This is a genomic window from Permianibacter aggregans (assembly GCF_009756665.1).
GTDB lineage: Bacteria > Pseudomonadota > Gammaproteobacteria > Enterobacterales > Permianibacteraceae > Permianibacter > Permianibacter aggregans.
On the sequence record NZ_CP037953.1, the window covers coordinates 2,919,146 to 2,941,540 of the forward strand.

Annotated in this window: 19 protein-coding genes; 16 read left to right on the forward strand and 3 right to left on the reverse strand. The window is 55.0% G+C overall.

Annotated elements, in window-relative coordinates; all coding sequences use genetic code 11:
• Nucleotides 1-20 precede the first annotated feature (20 nt).
• The 5 genes from E2H98_RS13130 to tnpA all read left to right on the forward strand — a co-directional run bounded on the left by E2H98_RS13130 (nucleotide 21) and on the right by tnpA (nucleotide 3,365).
• On the forward strand, nucleotides 21-1,004 hold the full coding sequence (locus E2H98_RS13130; RefSeq protein ID WP_133588775.1) for a zinc-dependent alcohol dehydrogenase family protein: 984 nt from the start codon (nucleotides 21-23) through the stop codon (nucleotides 1,002-1,004).
• A 71-nt stretch (nucleotides 1,005-1,075) separates the two neighbouring features.
• A complete protein-coding gene (locus tag E2H98_RS13135) occupies nucleotides 1,076-1,417 on the forward strand; it encodes an Imm8 family immunity protein (protein WP_157591381.1) in 342 nt (113 codons plus the stop codon).
• A 25-nt stretch (nucleotides 1,418-1,442) separates the two neighbouring features.
• Nucleotides 1,443-1,814, forward strand: a complete 372-nt coding sequence (locus tag E2H98_RS13140) for a VOC family protein (RefSeq protein WP_133588771.1) — start codon at nucleotides 1,443-1,445, stop codon at nucleotides 1,812-1,814.
• 240 nt (nucleotides 1,815-2,054) lie between these two features.
• Complete coding sequence (locus tag E2H98_RS13145; RefSeq protein ID WP_133588769.1) at nucleotides 2,055-2,726, forward strand: hypothetical protein; 672 nt, start codon at nucleotides 2,055-2,057, stop codon at nucleotides 2,724-2,726.
• Nucleotides 2,727-2,933: 207 nt separating this feature from the next.
• A complete protein-coding gene (gene tnpA / locus E2H98_RS13150; RefSeq protein WP_157591253.1) occupies nucleotides 2,934-3,365 on the forward strand; it encodes an IS200/IS605 family transposase in 432 nt (143 codons plus the stop codon).
• A 170-nt stretch (nucleotides 3,366-3,535) separates the two neighbouring features.
• On the opposite strand, the gene putA is transcribed toward tnpA, so the two are convergent.
• On the reverse strand, nucleotides 3,536-6,700 hold the full coding sequence (putA, locus tag E2H98_RS13155) for a bifunctional proline dehydrogenase/L-glutamate gamma-semialdehyde dehydrogenase PutA (RefSeq protein WP_133593522.1): 3,165 nt from the start codon (nucleotides 6,698-6,700) through the stop codon (nucleotides 3,536-3,538).
• Nucleotides 6,701-7,119: 419 nt separating this feature from the next.
• On the opposite strand from putA, the gene E2H98_RS13160 reads away from it, so the two are divergent.
• Nucleotides 7,120-7,878: an AraC family transcriptional regulator gene (locus E2H98_RS13160; RefSeq protein WP_133593520.1), complete on the forward strand. Its 759-nt coding sequence runs from the start codon at nucleotides 7,120-7,122 to the stop codon at nucleotides 7,876-7,878.
• A 146-nt stretch (nucleotides 7,879-8,024) separates the two neighbouring features.
• On the opposite strand, the gene E2H98_RS13165 is transcribed toward E2H98_RS13160, so the two are convergent.
• Both E2H98_RS13165 and E2H98_RS13170 read right to left on the reverse strand, forming a co-directional pair.
• Nucleotides 8,025-9,653, reverse strand: coding sequence for a phospholipase D-like domain-containing protein (locus E2H98_RS13165; protein ID WP_133593518.1), 1,629 nt, complete (start codon nucleotides 9,651-9,653; stop codon nucleotides 8,025-8,027).
• A 9-nt stretch (nucleotides 9,654-9,662) separates the two neighbouring features.
• The gene (locus tag E2H98_RS13170; protein WP_133593516.1) at nucleotides 9,663-10,823 is read right to left on the reverse strand and encodes an SUMF1/EgtB/PvdO family nonheme iron enzyme; all 1,161 of its coding nucleotides are present in this window, start codon (nucleotides 10,821-10,823) and stop codon (nucleotides 9,663-9,665) included.
• 32 nt (nucleotides 10,824-10,855) lie between these two features.
• On the opposite strand from E2H98_RS13170, the gene E2H98_RS13175 reads away from it, so the two are divergent.
• The 10 genes from E2H98_RS13175 (at nucleotide 10,856) to carB (ending at nucleotide 22,392) form a co-directional block, all read left to right on the forward strand.
• A complete protein-coding gene (locus tag E2H98_RS13175; protein ID WP_157591382.1) occupies nucleotides 10,856-11,839 on the forward strand; it encodes a glycosyltransferase family 4 protein in 984 nt (327 codons plus the stop codon).
• A gap of 32 nt (nucleotides 11,840-11,871) precedes the next feature.
• Nucleotides 11,872-12,918 (forward strand): selenide, water dikinase SelD, encoded by a 1,047-nt coding sequence (gene selD / locus E2H98_RS13180; protein WP_133593512.1) that lies wholly within the window; start codon nucleotides 11,872-11,874, stop codon nucleotides 12,916-12,918.
• Entirely contained in the window at nucleotides 12,915-13,889 is a 975-nt protein-coding gene (gene egtD / locus E2H98_RS13185; protein WP_133593511.1) for an L-histidine N(alpha)-methyltransferase, read from the forward strand. Before selD ends, egtD begins: the two co-directional genes overlap by 4 nt.
• Nucleotides 13,890-13,919: 30 nt before the next feature.
• Entirely contained in the window at nucleotides 13,920-14,771 is an 852-nt protein-coding gene (locus E2H98_RS13190) for a putative selenate ABC transporter substrate-binding protein (protein WP_133593509.1), read from the forward strand.
• Between the two features lie 37 nt (nucleotides 14,772-14,808).
• Nucleotides 14,809-15,576, forward strand: coding sequence for a phosphonate ABC transporter ATP-binding protein (locus E2H98_RS13195; protein WP_198325320.1), 768 nt, complete (start codon nucleotides 14,809-14,811; stop codon nucleotides 15,574-15,576).
• Nucleotide 15,577: 1 nt separating this feature from the next.
• Entirely contained in the window at nucleotides 15,578-16,408 is an 831-nt protein-coding gene (locus tag E2H98_RS19205) for a PhnE/PtxC family ABC transporter permease (RefSeq protein ID WP_198325123.1), read from the forward strand.
• On the forward strand, nucleotides 16,408-17,154 hold the full coding sequence (phnE, locus tag E2H98_RS19210; protein WP_162848224.1) for a phosphonate ABC transporter, permease protein PhnE: 747 nt from the start codon (nucleotides 16,408-16,410) through the stop codon (nucleotides 17,152-17,154). Before E2H98_RS19205 ends, phnE begins: the two co-directional genes overlap by 1 nt.
• 58 nt (nucleotides 17,155-17,212) lie before the next feature.
• A complete protein-coding gene (rrtA, locus tag E2H98_RS13205; RefSeq protein ID WP_133593507.1) occupies nucleotides 17,213-17,857 on the forward strand; it encodes a rhombosortase in 645 nt (214 codons plus the stop codon).
• A gap of 138 nt (nucleotides 17,858-17,995) precedes the next feature.
• Nucleotides 17,996-19,123: a glutamine-hydrolyzing carbamoyl-phosphate synthase small subunit gene (gene carA / locus E2H98_RS13210; protein WP_133593505.1), complete on the forward strand. Its 1,128-nt coding sequence runs from the start codon at nucleotides 17,996-17,998 to the stop codon at nucleotides 19,121-19,123.
• 44 nt (nucleotides 19,124-19,167) lie between these two features.
• A complete protein-coding gene (carB, locus tag E2H98_RS13215) occupies nucleotides 19,168-22,392 on the forward strand; it encodes a carbamoyl-phosphate synthase large subunit (RefSeq protein WP_133593503.1) in 3,225 nt (1,074 codons plus the stop codon).
• The last annotated feature ends 3 nt before the right edge of the window (nucleotides 22,393-22,395 follow it).

Genomic DNA, 22,395 nt, shown 5'->3' on the forward strand with positions numbered 1-22,395 from the left:
CCATCCATCAGGAGTTCCACATGAAAGCGCAAGTATTGATGCAGGCCGGCGGCCCGGAGCAGTTCGAGTTGCAACAGCGGCCAATGCCGAAGCCGGGCAAAGGCCAGGTGCTGGTGCGCGTGCACGCGGCCAGCGTCAACCCAGCCGATATCAAAACCCGTCGCAACGGGCCACCAACGTTGCCCGCAATACTCGGTGCCGATTTTGCCGGCACGGTGGCCGCGCTTGGCGAAGGGGTCAGCGACTACGCCATCGGTGATGAGGTTTATGGTTGCGCCGGCGGCTTTGCCGGTATCGATGGCAGCTACGCCGAATACATGGTTGCTGATGTGCGTTTAATGGCGCCAAAACCTTCGGCACTGGATTTCCGTCAGGCCGCCGCGTTGCCGCTCGTTGGTATCACCGCTTACGAAGGGCTGTTTGATCGGGTGCGAGTAAAACGTGGCGATAAGGTGCTGGTGTTTGGCGCCGTCGGTGGCGTGGGCCATGTCGCACTGCAACTCGCGAAAGCGGCTGGCGCCATCGTTACTGCTGTGGTCTCTACGCCGGAAAAAGCCGCATTGGCGCGCAAGCTCGGCGCTGACCATATCGTTAACTACCGTGAAGAATCGGTTAGCGACTACGTGCAACGCCTAACCGATGGTGTTGGCTTTGATGTGGTGTTCGACGCCATCGGCAGCGACAACCTTAACATCGCCATCGAAGCGGCCCGCCCGCAAGGGCAGGTGATTACCCTGGTTGCCAGGCAAAGCTACGACCTCGGCCCGGCATTCAGCAAAGGCCTGAGCATTCATATCGTATTTATGCTGATCCCAATGCTGCACAACCTTGGCCGTGAACGGCATAGCGAGATCTTGCGAGAGCTGAATGGATTGGTCGCGCAAGGCAAATTGCAACCGTTGCTGGACCAAAAACGATTCCAGCTCGCGGAGTTGAGTGAGGCGCACAGCTATCTCGAGCAGGGTAGAGCGGTAGGGAAAGTGGTGATTGATATCGGCGGCTGAGCTATGGAGGCCGTCAGTACTTCACTATACTGACGGCTGTATTCAGTACATTTCTTATGACTTTTCCACTCATGAAAGCAGTAATCGTCAGCTACGACTGTTCAGACCACGATCCGATTGATGAATGGACACCGACTGACCCATTTGATGTCGATGTATGGATCAATTTTACAATTGGCCCAACAGCACGAGCGGGACATAACTATCAGGTCAGGTTTGTGACTTGGAATAACTATGTAGCCGATCAAAGATTTACTATTCCATTAGAGCGATACAGCTTTTCTGCAGTTTTAGATGCCGTAGAAGATATCTTGAAAAGCAATCAAGGTTCGAACTGGGAGGAGGTGTCGAGGGTGTTGTCTCGGTATTTTGACTGGGAGTACGACAACTGCCAGCCTTATCCTTCACATTGAGGAATGGTTACTTAAGGAGATAGGAATGAATCTAGGTGCATTTTCCATTAGCCTTGCCGTAAAGGACATTAACGCTTCAAAAGCCTTTTACGAAAAGCTCGGCTTTGAAACCATCGGCGGTGATTGCGGGCAAGGGTGGACCATTCTGAAAAATGGCGATCACATCATTGGTTTGTTTCAGGGCATGTTTGAAAAGAATATGCTCACGTTCAATCCGGGCTGGGATCAATCGGCGCAGAACCTGAGTGAGTTCACCGACATTAGAGCGTTACGTGATGAGCTGGTTCGTCGAGGCGTCAAGTTGCTGAGTGACGATATCAATCAGGAGTCGGGGCCAGGCAGTATCATGCTGGAAGATCCGGATGGGAATCCGATACTGCTTGATCAGCATAGGTGAAACAAGCAAATGCGCACGGTAAAAAGAAGCAGATTAACGGGCTCTTGTGAAACAGTTTGGGCTTTTGACAAGCTGGCTAGTGGGCATGTATGAAAATCAAAGCCCCATGGTTCATGCGCGCTGCACATGTTTTCCCCTCCATTTACCACGTTGAATATGGTTATGTGATAGGTGATGCAATGGCTTGGCTCTCGACCAGCAGTGGTGGCGGTCAGTTAATTCAGTGAATGAGGTAGGTGAATGTCAGAGTCCATTCAAGAAGTCATTAGAAGAGCTGAAGAGATTCTGCAAACCGCTTGGCATGGCTATGAAGATCTTGTTGGGAACAACAAGGGGAGAAGATTTACCGGCTTGCGTAACCTCATAGTTTTTGGTCGTTCAGTTAGCTTCGTAATTCAGAACTTAAGAACTCCCGTAGGTGATAAGAGGTTTGATACATGGTATGAGAAAAAGCAAGGCGAAATGAAAAGCGATCCGATCATGAAGTATTTCGTGAGCGTGAGGAATGAGATTCTAAAGGAGGGAAAGCTTGGCATCTCCACCGCCGCTCACATCCATCACTTTTCATCTGAAGTTATGAGAAAACTCGGCACGCCTCCGCCCGGCGCAAACTCATTTTTCATAGGCGACCAGTTCGGTGGCAGCGGGTGGGAGATTGAAATGCCCGATGGAGCGACAGAAAAGTACTATGTTGAACTTCCGGCATCAGTGGCTGAGGTAAAGCAGCAATTTATAGATTTGCCAGTCCCAGAGGACGATGAACTAAAATCCAAGTCAGTTGAAGAACTAAGCAAATACTATCTGGAAAAAGTCGAGCTACTGCTTGACGATGCTAGGAGTGAGTTTTTGGGGGAGCCCGCAAAAAAACTTGCGGGAAAAAGATTACCCCCATATATAAAAGTCATCAAATAGCCTGACATCACTTTAATCAAAAAAGCTAGGGAAGGAAGCTTTCGCAACTCATCAACTTAGTGCGGCAAACAGCTCGTTGAATACTAAGCCGTAACGGGAGTTCCCCCGGCTCTGCCGGGGTGGCAGCAGCAGTTTGACAATTACTGGAGTCCATAACGGAAACTCCGAAACGTGAGCCGCCAAGCAACACGAATCGGAGAAACCGAAATGGACGAGTTTGAAAGCCTAAGCCACTCAAAGTGGGAGTGCAAATACCATGTAGTATTTATTCCGAAGTGCCGTCGAAGGACGCTGTATAAGCAACTGCGACCGCATCTCGGAGAGATATTCCATAAACTGGCCGCGCGGAAGGAATGCCGGATCGAAGAGGGGCATGTGATGCCAGATCATGTGCATATGCTGATTTCGATACCACCGAAACATGCGGTGTCGCAGGTAGTGGGTTTTATCAAGGGAAAGAGCGCCATACATCTAGCGCGAGTATATGGAGAACGAAAGCAAAATTTTATCGGTCAACACTTTTGGGCGAGGGGGTACTTCGTTTCGACAGTGGGGCGAGACGAAGAGACAATTCGAGAGTACATCCGGAACCAGGAAAAAGAGGATGAGCGCCTCGAACAAATGAAGCTGTGGAGTTGAGAGGCCACCGTCAAGGTGGCAGAAAATACGCGGGGCCGCGTTAGCGACCCCGAACAAGCCGCTTCGAGCGGCTCACAAATTTAAAGCCCCCGGCTTTGCCGGGGGATATTTACTGTAAGAAATCCCGCTTAGGAAATTTCCCAAGCGGGATTTTTTGTAGTGCGTAAAACTTACTCCGCGTCGCCCAAGCTCAGCAGCGTCGCGTTACCGCCCACTGCCGCGATGTTATTACTGACGGTGCGTTCGGTGGCAAAGCGGTGCAGGTAGTGCGGGCCGCCGGCTTTCGGGCCGGTGCCGGACAGGCCTTGGCCGCCGAATGGTTGCACGCCGACGACGGCACCCACCTGATTGCGGTTGATGTAGACGTTGCCGACGCGGGCGCGTTTGGCAATGTAATCAGCCGTAGCTTCGTTGCGGGTGTGAATGCCGATGGTCAGGCCGTAACCGTAAGCGTTGATGCTGTCGATCACTTTATCCAAATCATCAGACTTGTAGCGAATGATGTGGGCGACCGGGCCGAAGTTTTCCTGTTTCAGATCGTTGATGTTATCGATTTCAAAAGCGATGGGCGCCAGGAAGTGACCCTTGTTGGCGTCGGCTGGCAGTTTGCCTTCGGCCAGCAGTTTTTTCGTTGCGCGCATGTTCTGGATATGGGTTTCCAGATCTTTTTTCGCCGCAGCGTCGATAACCGGGCCGATATCGGTTTTGTGGTCGAGCGGATTGCCAAGCACCAGTTCAGCCATGGCACCACGCAATACTTCGATCACGCGTTCGGCAATTTCTTCCTGCAGATACAATACGCGCAGCGCCGAGCAACGCTGACCGGCGGAAACGAACGCCGAGCGAATGACATCGGCAACGACTTGTTCTGGCAACGCCGAGGAATCCACAATCATTGCGTTCTGGCCACCGGTTTCGGCGATCAGCGCGGCGATTTGGGCGCGACGTGAGGCCAGTGAGCGGTTAATCGTCCAGGCGGTTTCGGTGGAGCCGGTGAACGCGACGCCAGCGATGCGCGGATCTTCGGTCAGTACCGGTGACAATTCAGCGCCACTACCCGGTAAGAAGTGCAGCACTTCACCTGGTACGCCAGCTTGCAACATCAACTCAACCGCACGATGGGCAATCAAACAAGTTTGGTTCGCGGGTTTCGCCAATACCGAGTTACCGGCGACCAATGCGGCAACGACTTGACCAGTGAAAATCGCCAACGGGAAATTCCACGGCGCGATACAGGCGAATACGCCGCGGCCATCGAGGAACAACTCATTGCGCTCACCGGTTGGCCCTGGCAAGGCCAGTGGCTTGGCAAATTCCAAACGGGCGCGCTCAGCGTAATAACGGCAGAAATCGACCGCTTCACGCACTTCATCGATACCGTCTTGCAAGGTCTTGCCGGCTTCGCGACCGCAAATGGCGATCAATTCGTATTTGTGTTGTTCGAACAAGTCGGCAATTTTGTCGAGAATCGCGGCGCGGCGTTCGGCTGGCGTCGCGTTCCAGCCTTCTTGCGCACGATAGGCAATGCTGAGCGCTTCTTCGGCTTGCGCTTTGGTGACGCGCACGACCGAGCCGACTTTTTCTTCGGTGTTGGCCGGGTTGAATACTGGTTTGGCATCACCGGATACGGGTTTGCCATTGATCAAGCCAGTGGCGTGCCATTGTTTTTGATTGAAGCTGTTTACTTCAGCAATGAAAGGGTCGCGTTGCGCTTGGATATTCAAATTGGTGCCGGCGGAGTTCATGCGAGCTGCTCCAAAAATGTGGGGTGGCAAAGGAATGCGGGCGTTGTGCAAAGTTTTGAAACTTTGCAGTTTGAGTACCGGGTGTTGCACCAGCATGCTGCTCGGTGTGTCTTCATCAACGAGCTGATGCACGAACGAAGTGTTGGCGCCGTTTTCGAGCAGGCGACGGACCAAATAAGGCAACAGATCTTTATGGGCGCCGACTGGTGCGTAGACGCGGCAGTAAAGTTCCGGGTGTTCGGCGATCAGCGTGTCGTACAGCGCTTCGCCCATGCCGTGCAGGCGTTGGAATTCGAAGCCGCGTTTTTCGCCGGCCATGTCCAGAATGGTCTGCACCGTTTGCGCGTTGTGGGTGGCGAACTGCGGGTAGAAACAATCCATTTTACCGAGCAGGAATTTCGCACAGGCCAAATAGGACACGTCAGTCGCGGCTTTGCGGGTGTAGACCGGGTAACCGGGCAGGCCAGCCATTTGTGACCATTTGATTTCTGAATCCCAGTAGGCGCCTTTGACCAAGCGCAGTGGAATATTTTTGCCAATGTCCTTTGCGAGTTTTTGCAGATAGCAGAGCACCGGCAGTGCGCGTTTGGAATAGGCCTGCACGACCAGACCAAAACCGTTCCAGCCTTTCAAGGAGTCGTGACGCAGCACGTTTTCAATGACGCGTAGCGAAAGTTCCAGGCGATCGGCTTCTTCGGCGTCGATGGTGATGTAGACATCGAGCTGACGGGCTTCGACGGCGAGTTCAATCAACGTTGCGGTCAGCTCATTCAATACGCGCTCGCATTTCGATTCTTCGTAACGCGGATGCAAAGCCGACAACTTAATGGAGATGGTACCGGGCGGAACGCGCTCGGGTTTTTTCTGGGCGCCGATGGCGCGAATTGCCATCCGGTAGGCTTCTTTGTAGCGCACGGCGTCTTCAGCGGTGAAGGCGGCTTCGCCGAGCATGTCGAACGAATGGGTGTAACCGCGTGAGTGGCTTTTGCGAGCACGCTCCAGCGCTTCTTCGATGGTGCGGCCAAGCACGAATTGGCGGCCCATCAATTTCATCGCCTGATTCATCGCCTGACGAATCACCGGTTCGCCAGCGCTTTGCACCAAGCGGTTCAGCAATGCAGACGGGCGGGTGTCGCCATCTTCGTGCAGGTTCATCCATTTGCCGGTCAGCATCAGGCCCCAGGTGGACATGTTGACCAGCAGCGATTCGCTCTGGCCAACGTGCTTGTCCCAGTCAGCCAGTTTTAGTTTGTCGGCGATCAAACGGTTGGCGACGTCGGCATCGGGAATGCGCAGCAGCGCCTCGGCCAGGCACATCAGAATGACGCCTTCCTGAGTGCTCAGGCTGTATTGCTGCAAGAAGGCTTCGACGCCTTGCTTGTCGCGGTTTTCGGCGCGCACGTGTTCGACGAACGCGACCGATTTTTCGGTGACGCGCTGGATGCTTTTTTCGTCGGCATTCAGTAGCGCCAGCAGCTCGACCAGATAGTCGGGTTCGCTGACATAGGTGTTTTGCGTGATGAGCTCACGCCATTCGTTGAGCGGCTTGTCGAGAAAGCCGGGCTCGTTGACGCGACTGGCACTGAACATGAAACGTTCTCCTGACAGGCGTGCGGACCTTGCGGCCGGCGGAACACGCCCAGTATGGTCAATAACGGCGCCATTTTCCTTGGTTTGCCGGAATTAACCTTGTACGGAGATCGGCATTAAGCCGTTGGCAGCCGCCAAGTCAGCAATCGCCATTTGCGCCGTGGGCGGCGGATATCTAACATGAGTGCCAAATTCGTGGCCTTTGATGCAAGGCTTTCTGAACGAGCCTGAAGGATTTATCGTGTCATTCCCGCGTAGGCGGGAATCCATCGTTTTTGAAGCGTTCTGGATACCCGCCTACGCGGGTATGACTCTCAATTTAGACTTGTTCTGAGTTTCTTGGTTATCCTCGGCGTTTGCTGTTTAGGTCGTTCTTGTTCCTTGCGGGACGAGATCGCCATGGAAATTCAACAAGAATCATGACTGACGACACCATCTCCCGTTTACGTAGCGACTTTTTCGCCCGCCTTGCCACGCCCGGCTATGTCGAGGTCATGCTCGATCCGGTGCCGGATATCGTGTTCGCGATTAAGACTCGGGAAGGCCGCTATGTCTCGGTCAACGAAGCCTGGGTCAAACGCTGCGGCCTGCGTCATAAATCGGAAGCGTTGGGGCGTACCGCCCGCGATTTGTTCCCGGCCCATATGGCGGCACGCTACGAAGCCCAGGATGAGAAAGTGCTGAAAACCGGGCTACCTCTGATCAACAGCCTGGATTTGATTCTGCGCATCAAGGGCAAAGCCGGGTGGTGTTTGTCGAACAAAGTGCCGCTGCGCGATGACCGCGGCAAAATCATCGGTATTGCCTCGTTCTCAAAAGATTTGATCGAACCGAGCCGTGCTGCCCATATTGATGAAAAATTTGCGGCGGTGGTCGATCACATGCAAGCCAATTATTTCGAGCAGATGGGGGTTGATGAGCTGGCGCGCATGGCCGAGCTTTCGACCGCGCAATTCGAGCGCCGGATGAAGCGGGTGTTTCAGATCAGCGCCGCGCAGTTTATCAGCAAGACACGTATCGATGCCGCGCTGCAGGCGCTGACGCAAACCAGCACGCCACTCGGACAAATCGCCGTTGATTGCGGTTGGTATGATCACGCGGCGTTTTCACGGCAGTTCAAACAAGTGACCGGCTTGACGCCAAGTGAAGTGCGGCAGTTGGCGATTGATGTGCGCTAGTTAAGTTAGGTATTTGATCCAACGAGATTAGCTGTCATTCCCGCGAAGGCGGGAATCCAGTGACTTTCAGGTATTCTAGATTCCCGCTTTCGCGGGAATGACATGAGAAAGCGCAAAAACTTAGTCACTGTCTATAGCTCGCATCCTTACAACAAAAACTCCGGCGCCAGCCAACTCAATAACTTCATGCCAAGGCGTTTCCAAAATCCGGTCATCGGCTCCCGATCAAACACGACGACTTCAGCATTGCGGTTGCGGGTATGCCATTGCAGCTTGTCGCCGGACAGACTGACGGCAAAACTCTGGTCGGGCTCGCACAGTTCGCGATACAACTGCTTCAGTTGTTTGACGATCACCGAGCTTTCGATCACGCAAGTGAATTCAGTATTGAGAAAAATCGACCGTGGATCGAGATTGGCCGAGCCAATCAGCGCGTACTGGTCGTCAATCAGAATCAGTTTGGTATGCAGGCTGGCCCGTGAACGCCCGAGCTGTTTACGGCGTTTTTTCCATTGCTTTCGGTCCAGCGTATCCGGGCGCAATTCAAACAACTGCACACCGGCTTTCAATAACTCCTCGCGATAGCGTGCATAACCGGTGTGCACGACCGGTACGTCGGTGCTGACCAGAGCGTTAGTCAATACCTGTACCTGCACGCCAGTCGCGACGTAATCAGCCAGTCGCTCAACACCAAGGGCACCGGGAATGAAATACGGTGAAATCAGGGTAATCGATTCGCGTGCCTGCTTTAGCAGTTCGATGATGCGCGGCCCTTTATGCTCACCGGCAATCAGTTTGCGTTTGCCGATCGCTTTTTCCGGTGTATCCCATACGGCGTAAGCGCGACCCGGAATCAAGGCTACCGACTGATGAGCCAGCTCGCGGACAAACTGGGTATCGCGCACGTCCTGAAAATAACCTGAGCCACGAAAGTCGCGCAGCAGCTTTCGATAACCAATGGCGCGGCGGCGCAGCTCGGCTTCGCTGCTCGCTTGCTTGTGCAGGCTGGTCAGCGGCACGGCAAATTCGCTGCGCCAGAAATCCTCAAAACTGCGGGTGGTTTGCTCGGCAATCGGGCCGACGCCCAGCACATCCAGGTCGACAAACAAGGTATCGGATTCGGCGTTGAAATACTCATTGCCAAGATTACGGCCGCCGATCACGACAGCCGTGTTGTCGGCAATGAATAATTTGTTATGCATGCGCCGGTTCAGTCGCACCGCATTACCGAGCAGCTCAAAAAAACGCGATAGCCCAAATGGGCCGCGCGCCATGAATGGATTGAATAGGCGCATCTCGATATTCGGATGCGCATCGAGCAGGCTCCATTCCAAGTCGCGACCGACAGCGTAAATGTCGTCGAGGAGTAGCCGTACTCGAACGCCGCGATTGGCCGCCTGGATCAGCGCGTACAACAGGGCGCGTGTGGTCTCGTCATCGCGCATGATGTAGTACTGCAAGTCCAGCGTGCGCTCGGCCAAATCAATCAACGACAACCGGGCGATAAACGCTTCATGGCCATCATCAAGCAAGCGAAAGGCGCTTTCACCGTTTGTGTATGCCGGACAAAGCTGAGCCAATCGGGTGCTGGAAAAATCGACCTCCTGTTTCTCTCTGCTCGATTTTTCGCTTTCGGTTACGGAGCCAGGTTTGCGCCGCGCTTGAATCAGGCCCTTAATCAACGAGCCGCGATCACGGGTGCGCAGCAGGCGATACCAGGCATGGCGCAGACGCTTGCCGGTTTTGGTTTTGCTGGCGAGAGGGGCAATGGACACGATTGCGGTTTATCCGGAAAAAACCAAACGGAAACCGCTGCAGGTATCGCGCCGTGCCGGTGCGAAATAATTGCGGAAACCGGTTCGACAAAGCCCGGTATGCAGCAGTGGCGAATGGCCGCGCAATTCCTGGTGGCTATGAAAGCTGGTTTGTGAATAATCGCGGTACGGGTCGGGCGAGAATCCTTGATAGGGCTCAAAGCGGTTTTGCAGCCATTCCCAACAAGGCGCGATAACAAAGCGCGCATCGCGACTGGCGGCCAGCCATTCGGCACTGTTCGGTAAACGTCCGCCGCGCCAGTTGCCGTACGCTTCGGCTTCATAAACGTTCAGGTAACGCATGGCCTGATCGACGTGCGGCGGCCGCCAGAAGGTGAATTCGCGCAACTGCCAGCGGCCATTTTCTCGCTGCCAATACAGCGGTTGCTCTGCCTGTTGCTGCGTTCGCCATTGCCAGCCTCGTTGCGACCAATGGGCTTCTTGCTGGTAACCACCCGCATCGACAAATTCCGCAAACTCGAATTCGGTCACCAGCCGGTTCATGATGTTGACGGCCGCAATCGATTGTTGTTCATGGCCTTTCTCATTGTCGAACGCAAACATCTTTTCCGCGGGTGGCGCCAGGGTTACGATTTGCGCTGGCAAGTCAATCAAAAGCGATTGACCCAGGCTGTGTTGCGGCGGCGTTCGGAACGATTGTGACAGCAGTTGCGCCCGGCGCATGAAATTCTCTTCGTGCATGGCTTCGTGATAAAGCGAAAGTTCAACGAAGTAGGGGGCATGAAGATTACCGGCAATTTTTTCGAGCACCTGGGTCAGCACGCGCTGACCATAATCAAAACTCGTTTCGATATCGGGTAGTGTTACCCACCAGCGATTGTCATGGGCGAGAAGGGAGGAATCAAAGCGGGCATCGGCATCAGGCATCATCGAGGCAAACAATGGCTGCTGCTCGCCGCGATAACGCAGACACCAATACTCCTGAAACCACACCAGGTGCAGCCACTCCCATAATGGCGGGTTCAATTCCGGATGCTGCGGACCAATCCAGTCGTTATCAACCAGTCGCTGCAGATAATCGAGCGTGAAGAGCCGTTGCTGCTGCAACAGTTGGCTGAGCATATCCGGGCTGAATTCGCTATGCTGTAACACTCGGACGTTACCTTTCATCGAATCGCCTAACGATAGCAGGCATCATGACAATGTCGACAAGGACTGGCAAATCTTCTCCGCAAGTACTGCTGCTGACGCATGCACCGCGTCATTCGCGGCTCGGCAATCGCATCACGGCGTTGCGCTGGGCCGCATTCATTCGACACATGGGTTGGCGGGTGCGTGTGATCAACCGTTATCAACAGCAGCCGGCTGATGTGATGATTGCCTTGAATGCACGTCGTAATCAGGCGGATTTCCGGGCGTACGCGGAAAACGGGCAAGGCGCTTTGATTCTGGCGTTGACCGGTACCGACAGTTACGCCGGATGGCCGAACGCCGATGAGCAACGATTTGCCGAGCAACATGTCGATGCACTGATTGCCCTGCAAGACGATATGCGTCAGCGCCTGCCGGTCACACTGCGCAGTCGTTGTACGGTCATTTACCAGTCTGCCGCGCGGCTTGACAATGAGCGCGCGCAAAACGCGACACCGGTTTTTTTACTCAGCGGTCATTTGCGCGCAGAAAAAGCGCCGTTCTTGCCTGTACAATCGATACACGAATACCTGCCGACCATGACGATGCAGTTGATGCACTGCGGCGGCGTTATTGATGCGGGTATGGATGAGCAGGCGCGACAATGGATGCAGCGCGAAACTCGCTATCATTATCTTGGTGAGCTGCCGCATCGTCAGGCCCTGCAGCAGTTACAGCACGCTGATGCCTTGATCAATCCATCACGTATTGAAGGCGGGCCGGCAGTGGTGACCGAAGCCATTGTTGCGGGTGTGCCGGTGCTGGCCAGTAATATTCCGGCGCATCGTGGTTTGCTGGGCGAGGATTATCTCGGCTTTTTCCAAGTCGATGACCCGGCTGAACTCGCGCGCCGTATTACTGACTTCATTGAGCACCGCGATTATCGTGAACGCTTGCGTCAACAAATCGTTGCGCGCGAGCACTTGTTTCAAACTGAACATGAACGTGCCTGTCTACAGCGCTTGTTGTGCAGCGTTGTGGATCAGGCGCCCTGATCGTTGATCAGCACCAATAAAGGAGTTGTCTGATGTCTGAACCGATTCGTTTGACCCAGCTTGCCCATGGCGGCGGTTGCGGCTGCAAAATTGCCCCGGCACTGCTGCAGGAAATCATTGGTGACAGTGTCATCAAGCAGGTGTTCCCGAATTTGTTGGTCGGTGTGGAAAATAGCGATGATGCGGCGGTTTATCAGATCAATGACGAGCAGGCGATTGTCGCCACCACTGATTTTTTCATGCCGATTGTCGATGATCCGTTCGATTTCGGTCGTATCGCCGCCACTAATGCTATATCCGATATTTACGCGATGGGCGGAAAGCCGCTGTTCGCGCTGGCCATCGTCGGCATGCCGATCAATAAACTGAAACCGTCAACGATTCGCGAAATTCTCCGTGGCGGAGAAACGATTTGCCAGCAAGCCGGCATACCGATTGCCGGTGGTCATTCGATTGATGCGCCGGAACCGATCTATGGTTTGGTCGCGATTGGCATCGTCAACCCCAAACACCTGAAACGCAACGACACGGCCAAGGTCGGCGATGTATTGGTGCTCGGCAAACCGATTGGTGTCGGTGTGCTGTCGGCGGCCATCAAGAAAGGCGAATTGGATCAACGCCACTATCAGCAAATGATCGACGCGACGACCAAGCTGAACACGCCTGGTGTCGAACTGGCGCAACTGCCGGGCGTATCGGCCATCACCGATATCACCGGTTTTGGCATCGCCGGTCACGGCTGGGAAATGGCGCGCGGGTCGAAAGCTCAGCTGGTCGTTGAATACAGCAAAGTGCCGAAAATTTCTGATGTCGAATCGCTGGCGCAACAGGGATTTATCACCGGTGCCTCGACACGCAACTGGCAGGGCTGCGGTGAACATATCCAGTTGTTCGAAGGCTGCAAGGACTGGCAACGCGATCTGTTGACTGACCCGCAGACCAGTGGTGGATTGATGGTAGCCTGTCAGCCGGAAAGCCTCGGCAAAGTGTTGGAAATTTTTCAGCGTAACGGCTTCCACGACGCGGCAGCGATTGGCCGTATCGAAGCCGGTACGCCAATGGTCAGGGTGTTGCCGTGAATCGAGCCGATCCGCCGATACCGGCAGCGGTGACATTGCAGCGCTTGAGCACACCGCAGGATATCGATCTCGATAAGGTGCTGCAGGATTTGCAGCTGCACCGCCGCCTGCCATTCTGGCTTTTTTACGATGATCGCGGCAGCGAATTGTTTCGGCAAATTACCAGCACGCCGGAATACTATCTGACCCGAACCGAGAAAAGCATTTTGCAGCGTTATGCCAGCGAGATGGCGGAAGCATTCGGTCGAGGAAGGTTGTGGATTGAGCCCGGCGCTGGCTGTTGTGACAAAGCCGCCTATTTGTTGAGTAAAGCCGAGCCGCGGGCTTACGTCGCGATCGATATTTCCGAGGAACCATTGCAAGTCGCCGCCGAACAATTGGCCAGCCAGTTTCCGGATTTGCCGGTTTATTTGTTGGTGGCCGATTTTCAACAGTCGTTCAGCCGGGTACACGAATTCCTGCCTGCAGCGCCGCGCGTGGTGTTTTACCCTGGCTCATCAGTCGGCAACTTCACACCAGAGCAAGCGGTGGATTGGCTGGCGCGTTTGCGCCGCTTGGCCGGCGAAAATGGCGAATTGTTGCTCGGTTTCGATTTGCTGAAAGATCCGTCCTTGCTGGAAGCTGCTTATAACGATGCCGATGGCGTGACCGCCGAATTTCATCTGAACCTGCTGCAACATTTGCAAGACCTCGGTGTGCAGCTGGATCCGTCGGCGTTTGTGCATTCTGCGGTTTTCAATCGCCAGGCCTCCCGGATTGAAATGCGATTGCAGATAACGCAAGAGACGGTAGTGACGTATCAACAACGGCGCATTCAACTGCGCCAGGGCGAGCAGATTCTGACCGAGTATGCCTACAAGTTTTCGTTGGAAATGATTCGGCAATTGGCGGCCGACGCCGGATGGCAGCTGCAGCAACACTGGACCGATGATAAACAGTGGTTTGCACTGGCACGTTTTACCTGTGCGTAATTTCAATTCTGAGCTGGATGGAGAGACGTCATGAAGCAATGGGCGCGGTGGGTATCGGCAATGGCTGCGGTGCTGTCGGCAGCGGCAGCGCAAGCGGTGGAACCGCTGCGGGTATCGGCTATTCCGGATGAGTCGCCGACCGAGCTGCAACGCAAGTTTGCACCGCTTGGTAGATACCTGGAACAACAGCTCGGTCGCGAAGTGCTGTTTGTGCCGGTCAATGATTACGCGGCGGTCGTCGAAGCGCTGGCCGCAGGAAAAGTCGACCTCGCCTGGCTCGGCGGTTTTACTTTTGTTCAGGCACGTTTGAAAACCGGCAATGCGCTGCCGCTGGTGCAACGTGAGGAAGACGCCAAATTCACTTCGAAATTTATCGCCAATGTCGATAGCGGTATCAATACGCTCAGTGACCTGAAAGGCAAGAATTTTGCGTTCGGTTCACCGTCTTCGACGTCGGGGCATTTGATGCCGCGTCACTTTTTGGCCGAGAACGGTATTGATGCCGGCACCGATTTTGCCAACATCGCTTTTTCCGGCGCCCATGATGCTACTGCGGCCTGGGTTGCCTCCGGCAAAGTGCAAGCCGGCGCGCTGAATGCTTCGGTTTGGGATAAATTGGTTGAGCAGAAAAAGGTGGATACCAGCAAGGTCAAGGTGATTTGGACGACACCGAGTTATTACGATTACAACTGGACCGTTCGTGGCACGCTCGATGCCGCGTTGCAAAGGAAAATCGCGCAGGCGTTTCTGGCGCTGGATCCAAAAAATCCGGCGCATGCAGAAATTCTTGAACTGCAGCGTGCCAGTCGCTTCATTGCTACCAAACCTGAAAACTATCAAGGCATCGAATCGGCTGCACGCAAAGCCGGTTTGCTGAAGTGAGTACGCGGCATTGAGTTCGGTCATCGAGGCGCCGTCGATTCGTTTGCAGCTCAACGGCGTCACCATTCTGGATGGCATTCAACTGCGCGTGGAGGCCGGTGAGCAATTGGCCATTATCGGCCCGAGCGGTGCCGGTAAAACCTCGCTGCTGCGGGTGCTGGCCAGTGAATGGCGCTCGCAACCTCCGGCCTTGCTATTCGGCAAAGATCCTTGGGCTTTATCGGGTCGTGAGCGACAACGTTTGCGGCGTGACATCGGTTTGATTTGGCAGAAGCCGCCGCTGCCACCAACGCAGCGGGTAATCACCGCCGTCAGCGCTGGCAGACTGGCTGATTGGTCGCTGCTGAAAAGTCTGCGCACACTTTGGCACCACGATGACGCGGAACGCATTCAGACCGTTCTGCAATCGCTGGGCATTGCCGACAAATTGCTGCAGCGCTGTGGTGAATTGTCCGGCGGCCAATTACAGCGCGCTGGTATTGCCCGAGTGCTTTACCAGTCGCCAAAATTGATCTTGGCCGACGAACCGGTTTCAGCACTCGACCCGACCTTGGCGTGCCATACCATTGATGTCATTTGCTCGCATGCGCGCCAGCACCAGTTGGCGCTGGTGGCGAGCTTGCATGCCGTTGATCTGGCCTTGGCGCTTTTCCCGCGCATCATCGGCTTACGCGACGGAAAAATTCAATTTGATTGCCCACCGGCACATATCAGCACGGCAATGCTGGATGCACTTTATGCCGGTGAACATGCTGCGGTTGCGTTTGCCAATCCAGCCACCGTACCGGCTGCACGGTGCAGTTGAGATGAGTGGCTCGACACAGCAGCTCGTTGATCGCCAGCATAAACAACAACTGCTTTGGCTGGCATTGGCGGCGATGGTATTGCTGCCGATTTATTACGCCAGTGGCTTTCGCGTGCAAGGCGTGTTCGATGCCAACAGTTGGCAGGTCATGGGCCAGTTTGTCGACGGTTTTTTTCCGCCGCGACTCGATCAAGCGTTTCTGCAATTTGTGCTGCGTGCCAGCGGCGAAACCATCGCGGTGGCCACACTTGGCCTTGCCGGTGCGTTTGTTATCGGCGCACCGTTGTCGCTGATCATTTCCCGCGCTTTGTCACTGTCAGAAATCGGGCCGGCGAATTACTGCTTTGTTTGTAAACTGCTGCGCTGGCCATTCCGCTTTTTTGCGCTGTTGATCCGCAGCCTACCGGAAATCGTCTGGGCGTTATTGTTTGTGCGTATGACGGGTCTTGGGCCGATGGCGGCGGTGCTGGCCATTGCTGTCAGCTACGGCGGCATGTTGGCCAAGGTGTACAACGAGATCATGGAAAGCGGCGCGCTCGAACCCTCACGAGCGCTGATGCTAGGTGGTGCCGGCCGCTTGCAGGCGTTTTTCTTTGGTGTGTTGCCTTCGGTGTATCGCGAGCTATTGTCCTACACCGTTTATCGCTGGGAATGCGCGCTGCGTGCTTCAGTGATTATGGGCTTTGTCGGCGCCGGCGGTTTGGGGCAGCAACTGGAATTGTCGATGCGTCATTTTCAGGGCAGTGAGGCGGCGACACTATTGCTGGCGTTCTTCCTGCTGGTGTTGCTCGCTGATGGCATCAGTGCGCTGTTGCGTTGGGCGGTGCGCTGATGCGGGCGCTCATTTTTTTGACGTTGATTGTATTGATGCTGGTGTTCAGTATCTGGATGCTGGACTGGCGCATGATGCTGTTTAGCTTCAGTGGATTTACCGAGTATTTTCAGCCGTATCTGTCGCCGAATCTTGAGCCGGCGTTTCTCTGGAACGTGTTGAAGCTCAGCGGCGAAACACTGGCGATGGCGATCATCAGCAGTCTGCTCAGTGTGCTGCTGGCAGTGCTGCTCGCCTGGTGGGCCGATGGTCGGCTGAAATGGCCGCTGAAATTACTGTTCAATCTTTTGCGCTCAGTACCGGAATTGTTGTTCGCCAGTTTGCTGGTGATCGCGGTTGGTCTTGGGCCCACGGCAGGCATTCTGGCGCTGACGCTGCACACCGCTGGCGTACTGGCGCGGCTATTTACCGAAACACTGGAAAATGCTGATCGCGAGCCTTCCATTGCGTTGAGATTATCCGGCGCCAGTTCAGCACAAGCATTCTGGTTTGGTTTGCTGCCGGTGGTGCAAACGCAGTGGCTGGCCTACAGCCTGTATCGCAGCGAAATGAATATCCGCGCGGCAACGGTGCTCGGCGTGGTCGGTGCCGGTGGTATCGGCCAGCAGCTTTTTGTCGCGCTCAGTCTGTTTCAATATGCCGAGGCCAGCACCTTGATTCTCGCCATCATCTTGCTGGTGATGCTGGCCGAAGCGCTGAGCCGCGCGTTACGGCAAGGCCGCTTTGCCCAGGCGGAAGTGGAGTGAAGCAGGTGACGAAGCCGACGCGCTGGTTTACGCTCGCGCTCCCTTTCGTTTGATTACCATGACCGTGTCCAATCCGCTTTCCCTGTTTGAACCTGTTATAGCGACACTGAAGCAACAATTCAGTCCGGCGATGCTGCGCAAAAGCCTGCCGCTGTGGCTGGTGATCGCGCTGACCGGATTGCTGGTGCTGCAGCCGGCGTTGACCGAGCTGCTGCGCTACGACCGCGAGTTGTTCGTCCAGGGCGAATGGTGGCGATTGATCACGGCCAATGTCGTGCACAGCAATGGCTGGCATTGGTTGCTGAATGTGCTCAGCATTCTGGTGCAATACCTGCTGTTTGCCGATACCTGGCGCGCTCCACGTTGGTGGTTGATTGCGATGGTTTGTACGCCGCTGAATATTCTCGGCATGCATCTTTTCACTGACATCAACTGGTATGTCGGCCTTTCCGGTGCGCTCTACGGCACCGCGATTTGCGGCTCGGTGGCTTTACTGTGTCAGCGCGAATGGCGGGTTGGTGGTGTGTTGTTCGTTTACTTGAATGGCCGCATTGTGTACGAACAGCTGACCGGCTCTCCGCAGGACTTGGCCGTGTTGATTGAAGCACCGGTCGCGATCGATGCTCATTTGTGGGGCTTGATTAGCGGCTATCTGGCGCTGGCGTTGATTTATGTCGGGCACAAGCTGGCGCGGTCGCGATAATTGATCCGATGTTTCATGGACAGATGGCCAGACTGTCTTTAAAATCCCACTAATTTTGTCCACCCTGTTTGCACGCCTGTCTGGTTTCAATCCTGAATCGCCGGACGGGTAGGCGCACGCCTGTCTCCGGAGGAACTTGTGACCCAGCCTGCCTTGCTCGCCCTCGAAGACGGTAGCCTTTTTCGTGGTATTTCGATTGGTGCCGAAGGCGCCTCGGTCGGCGAGGTGGTGTTCAACACCGCCATGACCGGCTACCAGGAAATTCTTACCGACCCTTCTTACGCCAAACAACACGTTACGCTGACCTACCCGCATATCGGCAATGTCGGTTGCAACGACGAGGACGCCGAGTCCAACCAAGTCTGGGCGGCAGGGTTAATCATCCGCGATCTGCCGCGATTGGCGTCGAACTTCCGCAAACAGGAAGATTTGAGCGACTATCTGAAAAAGCGCGGCGTGGTCGGCATTGCCGATATTGATACCCGCAAACTGACCCGTCTGCTGCGCACCAAGGGCGCGCTGAACGGCTGCATCGTTGCCGGCGACAACATCGACGAGCAGACGGCGCTGGCCAAGGCCCGCGATTTCGGCGGTCTGAACGGTCTCGATTTGGCCAAGGAAGTTTGCTGTAAAGAAAGCTACGAATGGCGCAAGGGCGAGTGGAGGCTCGGTCAGGGCAGCCAGGACACCAATCATGCCCGCTTCCATGTTGTTGCCTACGACTACGGCGTCAAGCACAACATCCTGCGTATGCTGGCCGAACGCGGTTGCAAGCTGACCGTGGTGCCGGCGCAAACCCCGGCCAGCGAAGTGTTGAAGCACAATCCGGACGGCATCTTCCTGTCCAATGGCCCTGGCGACCCGGCCGCCTGCGATTACGCGATTGCAGCCACCAAGGAACTGCTGAAAACCGGTTTGCCGATTTTCGGTATCTGCCTTGGCCATCAGATTTTGGCGCTGGCCAGTGGCGCCAAGACCGTCAAGATGAAATTCGGTCATCACGGCGCCAATCATCCGGTCAAGGATATCGACGATGGCACCGTCATGATCACCAGTCAGAACCACGGTTTTGCGGTGGACGAATCAACGATGCCTAACACGCTGCGCGTCACCCATAAATCGCTGTTCGATGGCACGCTGCAAGGCATTGCCCGCACCGATGTGCCGGCCTACAGCTTCCAGGGGCACCCGGAAGCGAGCCCCGGCCCGCATGACGTGGCGCCGCTGTTTGACCGCTTTATCGAGATAATGGCGAAAAACAAGTAACCACCAGCCGGTTGTACCCGAATTCCAAGTTGAAAGGTTGAACAATGCCAAAGCGCACAGACATCAAAAGCATCCTGATTATCGGTGCCGGTCCGATCGTGATCGGTCAAGCCTGCGAGTTTGACTACTCCGGCGCACAGGCCTGTAAAGCGCTGCGTGAAGAGGGCTACCGGGTCATTCTGGTCAACTCCAATCCCGCGACGATCATGACCGACCCGAACATGGCCGACGCCATTTACATCGAGCCGATTACCCCGGAAATCGTTGCCCGCATTATCGAAAAAGAACGCCCGGATGCATTACTGCCAACGATGGGCGGACAAACCGCGCTGAATTGCGCGCTGGCCGTTGCGAAAATGGGCGTGTTGGAAAAATTCGGCGTCGAAATGATTGGCGCCCGCGAAGAGGCGATCAACAAAGCTGAAGATCGCCAGTTGTTCGCGCAGGCAATGCGCAAAATTGGCATCGACATGCCGCGCGCCGGTATTGCCCACACGATGGAAGAAGCCTGGAAAGTGCAGGAAGAGGTGGGTTTCCCGGCGATTATCCGTCCGTCGTTCACGATGGGCGGCACCGGTGGCGGTATCGCCTACAACCGAGAAGAATTTGAAGAGATCTGCCAACGCGGTCTGGATTTGTCGCCGACCAAAGAACTGTTGATCGATGAATCCTTGATCGGTTGGAAAGAATACGAAATGGAAGTGGTGCGTGACCGCGCCGACAACTGCATCATCGTTTGTTCGATTGAGAATTTTGATCCGATGGGCGTGCACACTGGTGACTCAATCACCGTCGCGCCGGCGCAAACCCTGACCGACAAGGAATACCAAATCATGCGTAACGCGGCGATGGCCGTGCTGCGCGAAATCGGCGTCGAAACCGGCGGCTCGAACGTGCAGTTCGCGGTCAACCCGGAAGACGGTCGCTTGGTCGTTATCGAAATGAATCCGCGCGTGTCGCGTTCCTCGGCGCTGGCCTCGAAAGCAACCGGTTTCCCGATCGCCAAGGTTGCGGCCAAGCTGGCCATTGGTTACACGCTGGATGAACTGAAAAATGACATCACCAGCGGTGCGACGCCGGCCTCGTTCGAACCTTCGATCGATTATGTTGTGACGAAAATTCCACGCTTCAATTTCGAAAAATTCCCGCAAAGCGATGCCGTGCTCAGCACCCAGATGAAATCGGTCGGTGAAGTCATGGCCATCGGCCGCAGCTTCCAGGAGTCGGTGCAAAAAGCGCTGCGCGGTCTGGAAGTCGGTGCCCACGGTTTTGACCCGCACGTCGATTTGAAAGCGGCCGATGCCGAAGAAACCCTGCGTCAGCGTTTGCTGAGTCCTGGACCTGAGCGTATTTGGTTTGTTGGCGACGCCTTCCGTTTCGGAATGAGTGTTGAGCAGGTATTCCAGCTGACCAAAATCGATCCGTGGTTCCTGGTGCAAATCGAAGAGCTAATCAAGATCGAGCAGGACTGCAGCAAGCGCGCACTCGGCACGCTGACCAAAGACGATATGTTCCAGCTGAAGCGCAAAGGTTTTTCCGACAAGCGCTTGGCTGAGTTGTTTGGCGTCAAGGAAACTGAATTCCGCAAAGTGCGCCATAAACTGGAAGTGCGCCCGGTCTATAAGCGCGTCGATACCTGCGCGGCCGAGTTTGCGACGTCCACCGCTTACATGTACTCGACTTACGAAGATGAGTGCGAAGCCGAACCAAGTAGTCGTGAAAAAATCATGGTGCTCGGCGGCGGCCCGAACCGTATCGGTCAGGGTATCGAATTCGATTATTGCTGTGTGCACGCGGCGCTGGCGATGCGCGAAGACGGTTACGAGACCATCATGGTCAACTGTAATCCGGAAACCGTTTCGACTGATTACGATACTTCTGATCGTCTGTACTTTGAACCGGTGACCTTGGAGGACGTGCTGGAAATCGTCGACAAGGAAAAACCAAAAGGCGTTATCGTTCAGTACGGTGGCCAAACGCCGCTGAAACTCGCGCGTGCCTTGGAAGCCGCTGGTGTGCCGATTATCGGTACTTCGCCGGATGCCATTGACCGCGCCGAAGATCGTGAACGTTTCCAGCAAGCCATTGAGCGTTTGGGCCTGCACCAGCCTCCAAACCGCACCGCCCGCAATATCGAAGAAGGCGTGCGTCTGGCCAATGAAATCGGTTATCCGCTGGTCGTGCGACCTTCGTATGTACTCGGTGGTCGGGCGATGGAAATCGTTTACAACGACGAAGAGCTGCGTCGCTACATGGAGCACGCGGTAAAAGTTTCCGATGAATCGCCAGTGCTGCTCGATCGTTTCCTTGATGACGCGATTGAAGTCGATGTCGACTGCATTTTCGATGGCGAAGACATGCTGGTCGGCGGTTTGATGGAACACATTGAGCAAGCCGGTGTGCACTCCGGTGATTCGGCCTGTTCACTACCTCCGTATAGTTTGTTGCCGGCGGTGCAGGATGAATTGCGTCGTCACATGTACTTGATGGCGAAAGAACTGGATGTGCTCGGTTTGATGAATGCTCAGTTCGCAATTCAAAACGGCAAGATTTTTGTACTGGAAGTGAACCCGCGCGCCTCGCGTACGGTGCCATTCGTTTCGAAAGCGATTGGCAAGCCGCTGGCGAAAATTGCTGCGCGGGTCATGGCCGGTCGCACTCTGAAAGAGCAGGGCGAGCTGAAAGAAATCATCCCGCCGTATTACTCGGTCAAAGAGCCGGTGTTCCCGTTCGCGAAGTTCCCGAAAGCTGACCCGATTCTGGGGCCAGAAATGAAATCGACCGGCGAAGCGATGGGCGTTGGCGATACCTTTGGTGAAGCTTACTACAAAGCCAAGCTCGCCTGTGCTGCGCAAGCACCTGAAGGCGGCAAGGCGATTGTTTCAGTACGCGATGCCGACAAGAACAAGTTGCCAGAGCTTGGTCGTCAGATGACCAAGCTTGGTTTTGAATTGTTCGCGACCGAAGGTACGGCGAAAATCCTGAACGATGCTGGTGTGGCTTGCACCAAGATCAACAAGGTCAAGGAAGGTCGGCCGCATATTGTCGATTTGATCAAGAATGGCGAAATCAATTACATCGTCAACACCACCGAAGGCAAACAAGCGATCGCCGATTCGTACTTGATTCGTCGCTCAGCGTTGCAGCAAAAAATTCCGTACACGACGACGATTGCCGGTGCCTATGCCTCATGCGCCGCGCTGCGCGAGCAGGACCGCGATGCCGTCGTTTCGTTGCAGGAATTGCACCAGCGCATTCGCAAACCTTGATTG

What these genes read in the sequence shown, in the direction of transcription:
- E2H98_RS13130 (WP_133588775.1), top strand. Translation starts at nt 21, where the DNA reads ATGAAAGCGCAAGTATTGATGCAGGCCGGCGGCCCGGAGCAGTTCGAG.
- E2H98_RS13135 (WP_157591381.1), top strand. Translation starts at nt 1,076, where the DNA reads ATGAAAGCAGTAATCGTCAGCTACGACTGTTCAGACCACGATCCGATT.
- E2H98_RS13140 (WP_133588771.1), top strand. Translation starts at nt 1,443, where the DNA reads ATGAATCTAGGTGCATTTTCCATTAGCCTTGCCGTAAAGGACATTAAC.
- E2H98_RS13145 (WP_133588769.1), top strand. Translation starts at nt 2,055, where the DNA reads ATGTCAGAGTCCATTCAAGAAGTCATTAGAAGAGCTGAAGAGATTCTG.
- tnpA (WP_157591253.1), top strand. Translation starts at nt 2,934, where the DNA reads ATGGACGAGTTTGAAAGCCTAAGCCACTCAAAGTGGGAGTGCAAATAC.
- putA (WP_133593522.1), bottom strand. Translation starts at nt 6,700, where the DNA reads ATGTTCAGTGCCAGTCGCGTCAACGAGCCCGGCTTTCTCGACAAGCCG.
- E2H98_RS13160 (WP_133593520.1), top strand. Translation starts at nt 7,120, where the DNA reads ATGACTGACGACACCATCTCCCGTTTACGTAGCGACTTTTTCGCCCGC.
- E2H98_RS13170 (WP_133593516.1), bottom strand. Translation starts at nt 10,823, where the DNA reads ATGAAAGGTAACGTCCGAGTGTTACAGCATAGCGAATTCAGCCCGGAT.
- E2H98_RS13175 (WP_157591382.1), top strand. Translation starts at nt 10,856, where the DNA reads ATGTCGACAAGGACTGGCAAATCTTCTCCGCAAGTACTGCTGCTGACG.
- selD (WP_133593512.1), top strand. Translation starts at nt 11,872, where the DNA reads ATGTCTGAACCGATTCGTTTGACCCAGCTTGCCCATGGCGGCGGTTGC.
- E2H98_RS13190 (WP_133593509.1), top strand. Translation starts at nt 13,920, where the DNA reads ATGAAGCAATGGGCGCGGTGGGTATCGGCAATGGCTGCGGTGCTGTCG.
- E2H98_RS19205 (WP_198325123.1), top strand. Translation starts at nt 15,578, where the DNA reads ATGAGTGGCTCGACACAGCAGCTCGTTGATCGCCAGCATAAACAACAA.
- phnE (WP_162848224.1), top strand. Translation starts at nt 16,408, where the DNA reads ATGCGGGCGCTCATTTTTTTGACGTTGATTGTATTGATGCTGGTGTTC.
- rrtA (WP_133593507.1), top strand. Translation starts at nt 17,213, where the DNA reads ATGACCGTGTCCAATCCGCTTTCCCTGTTTGAACCTGTTATAGCGACA.
- carB (WP_133593503.1), top strand. Translation starts at nt 19,168, where the DNA reads ATGCCAAAGCGCACAGACATCAAAAGCATCCTGATTATCGGTGCCGGT.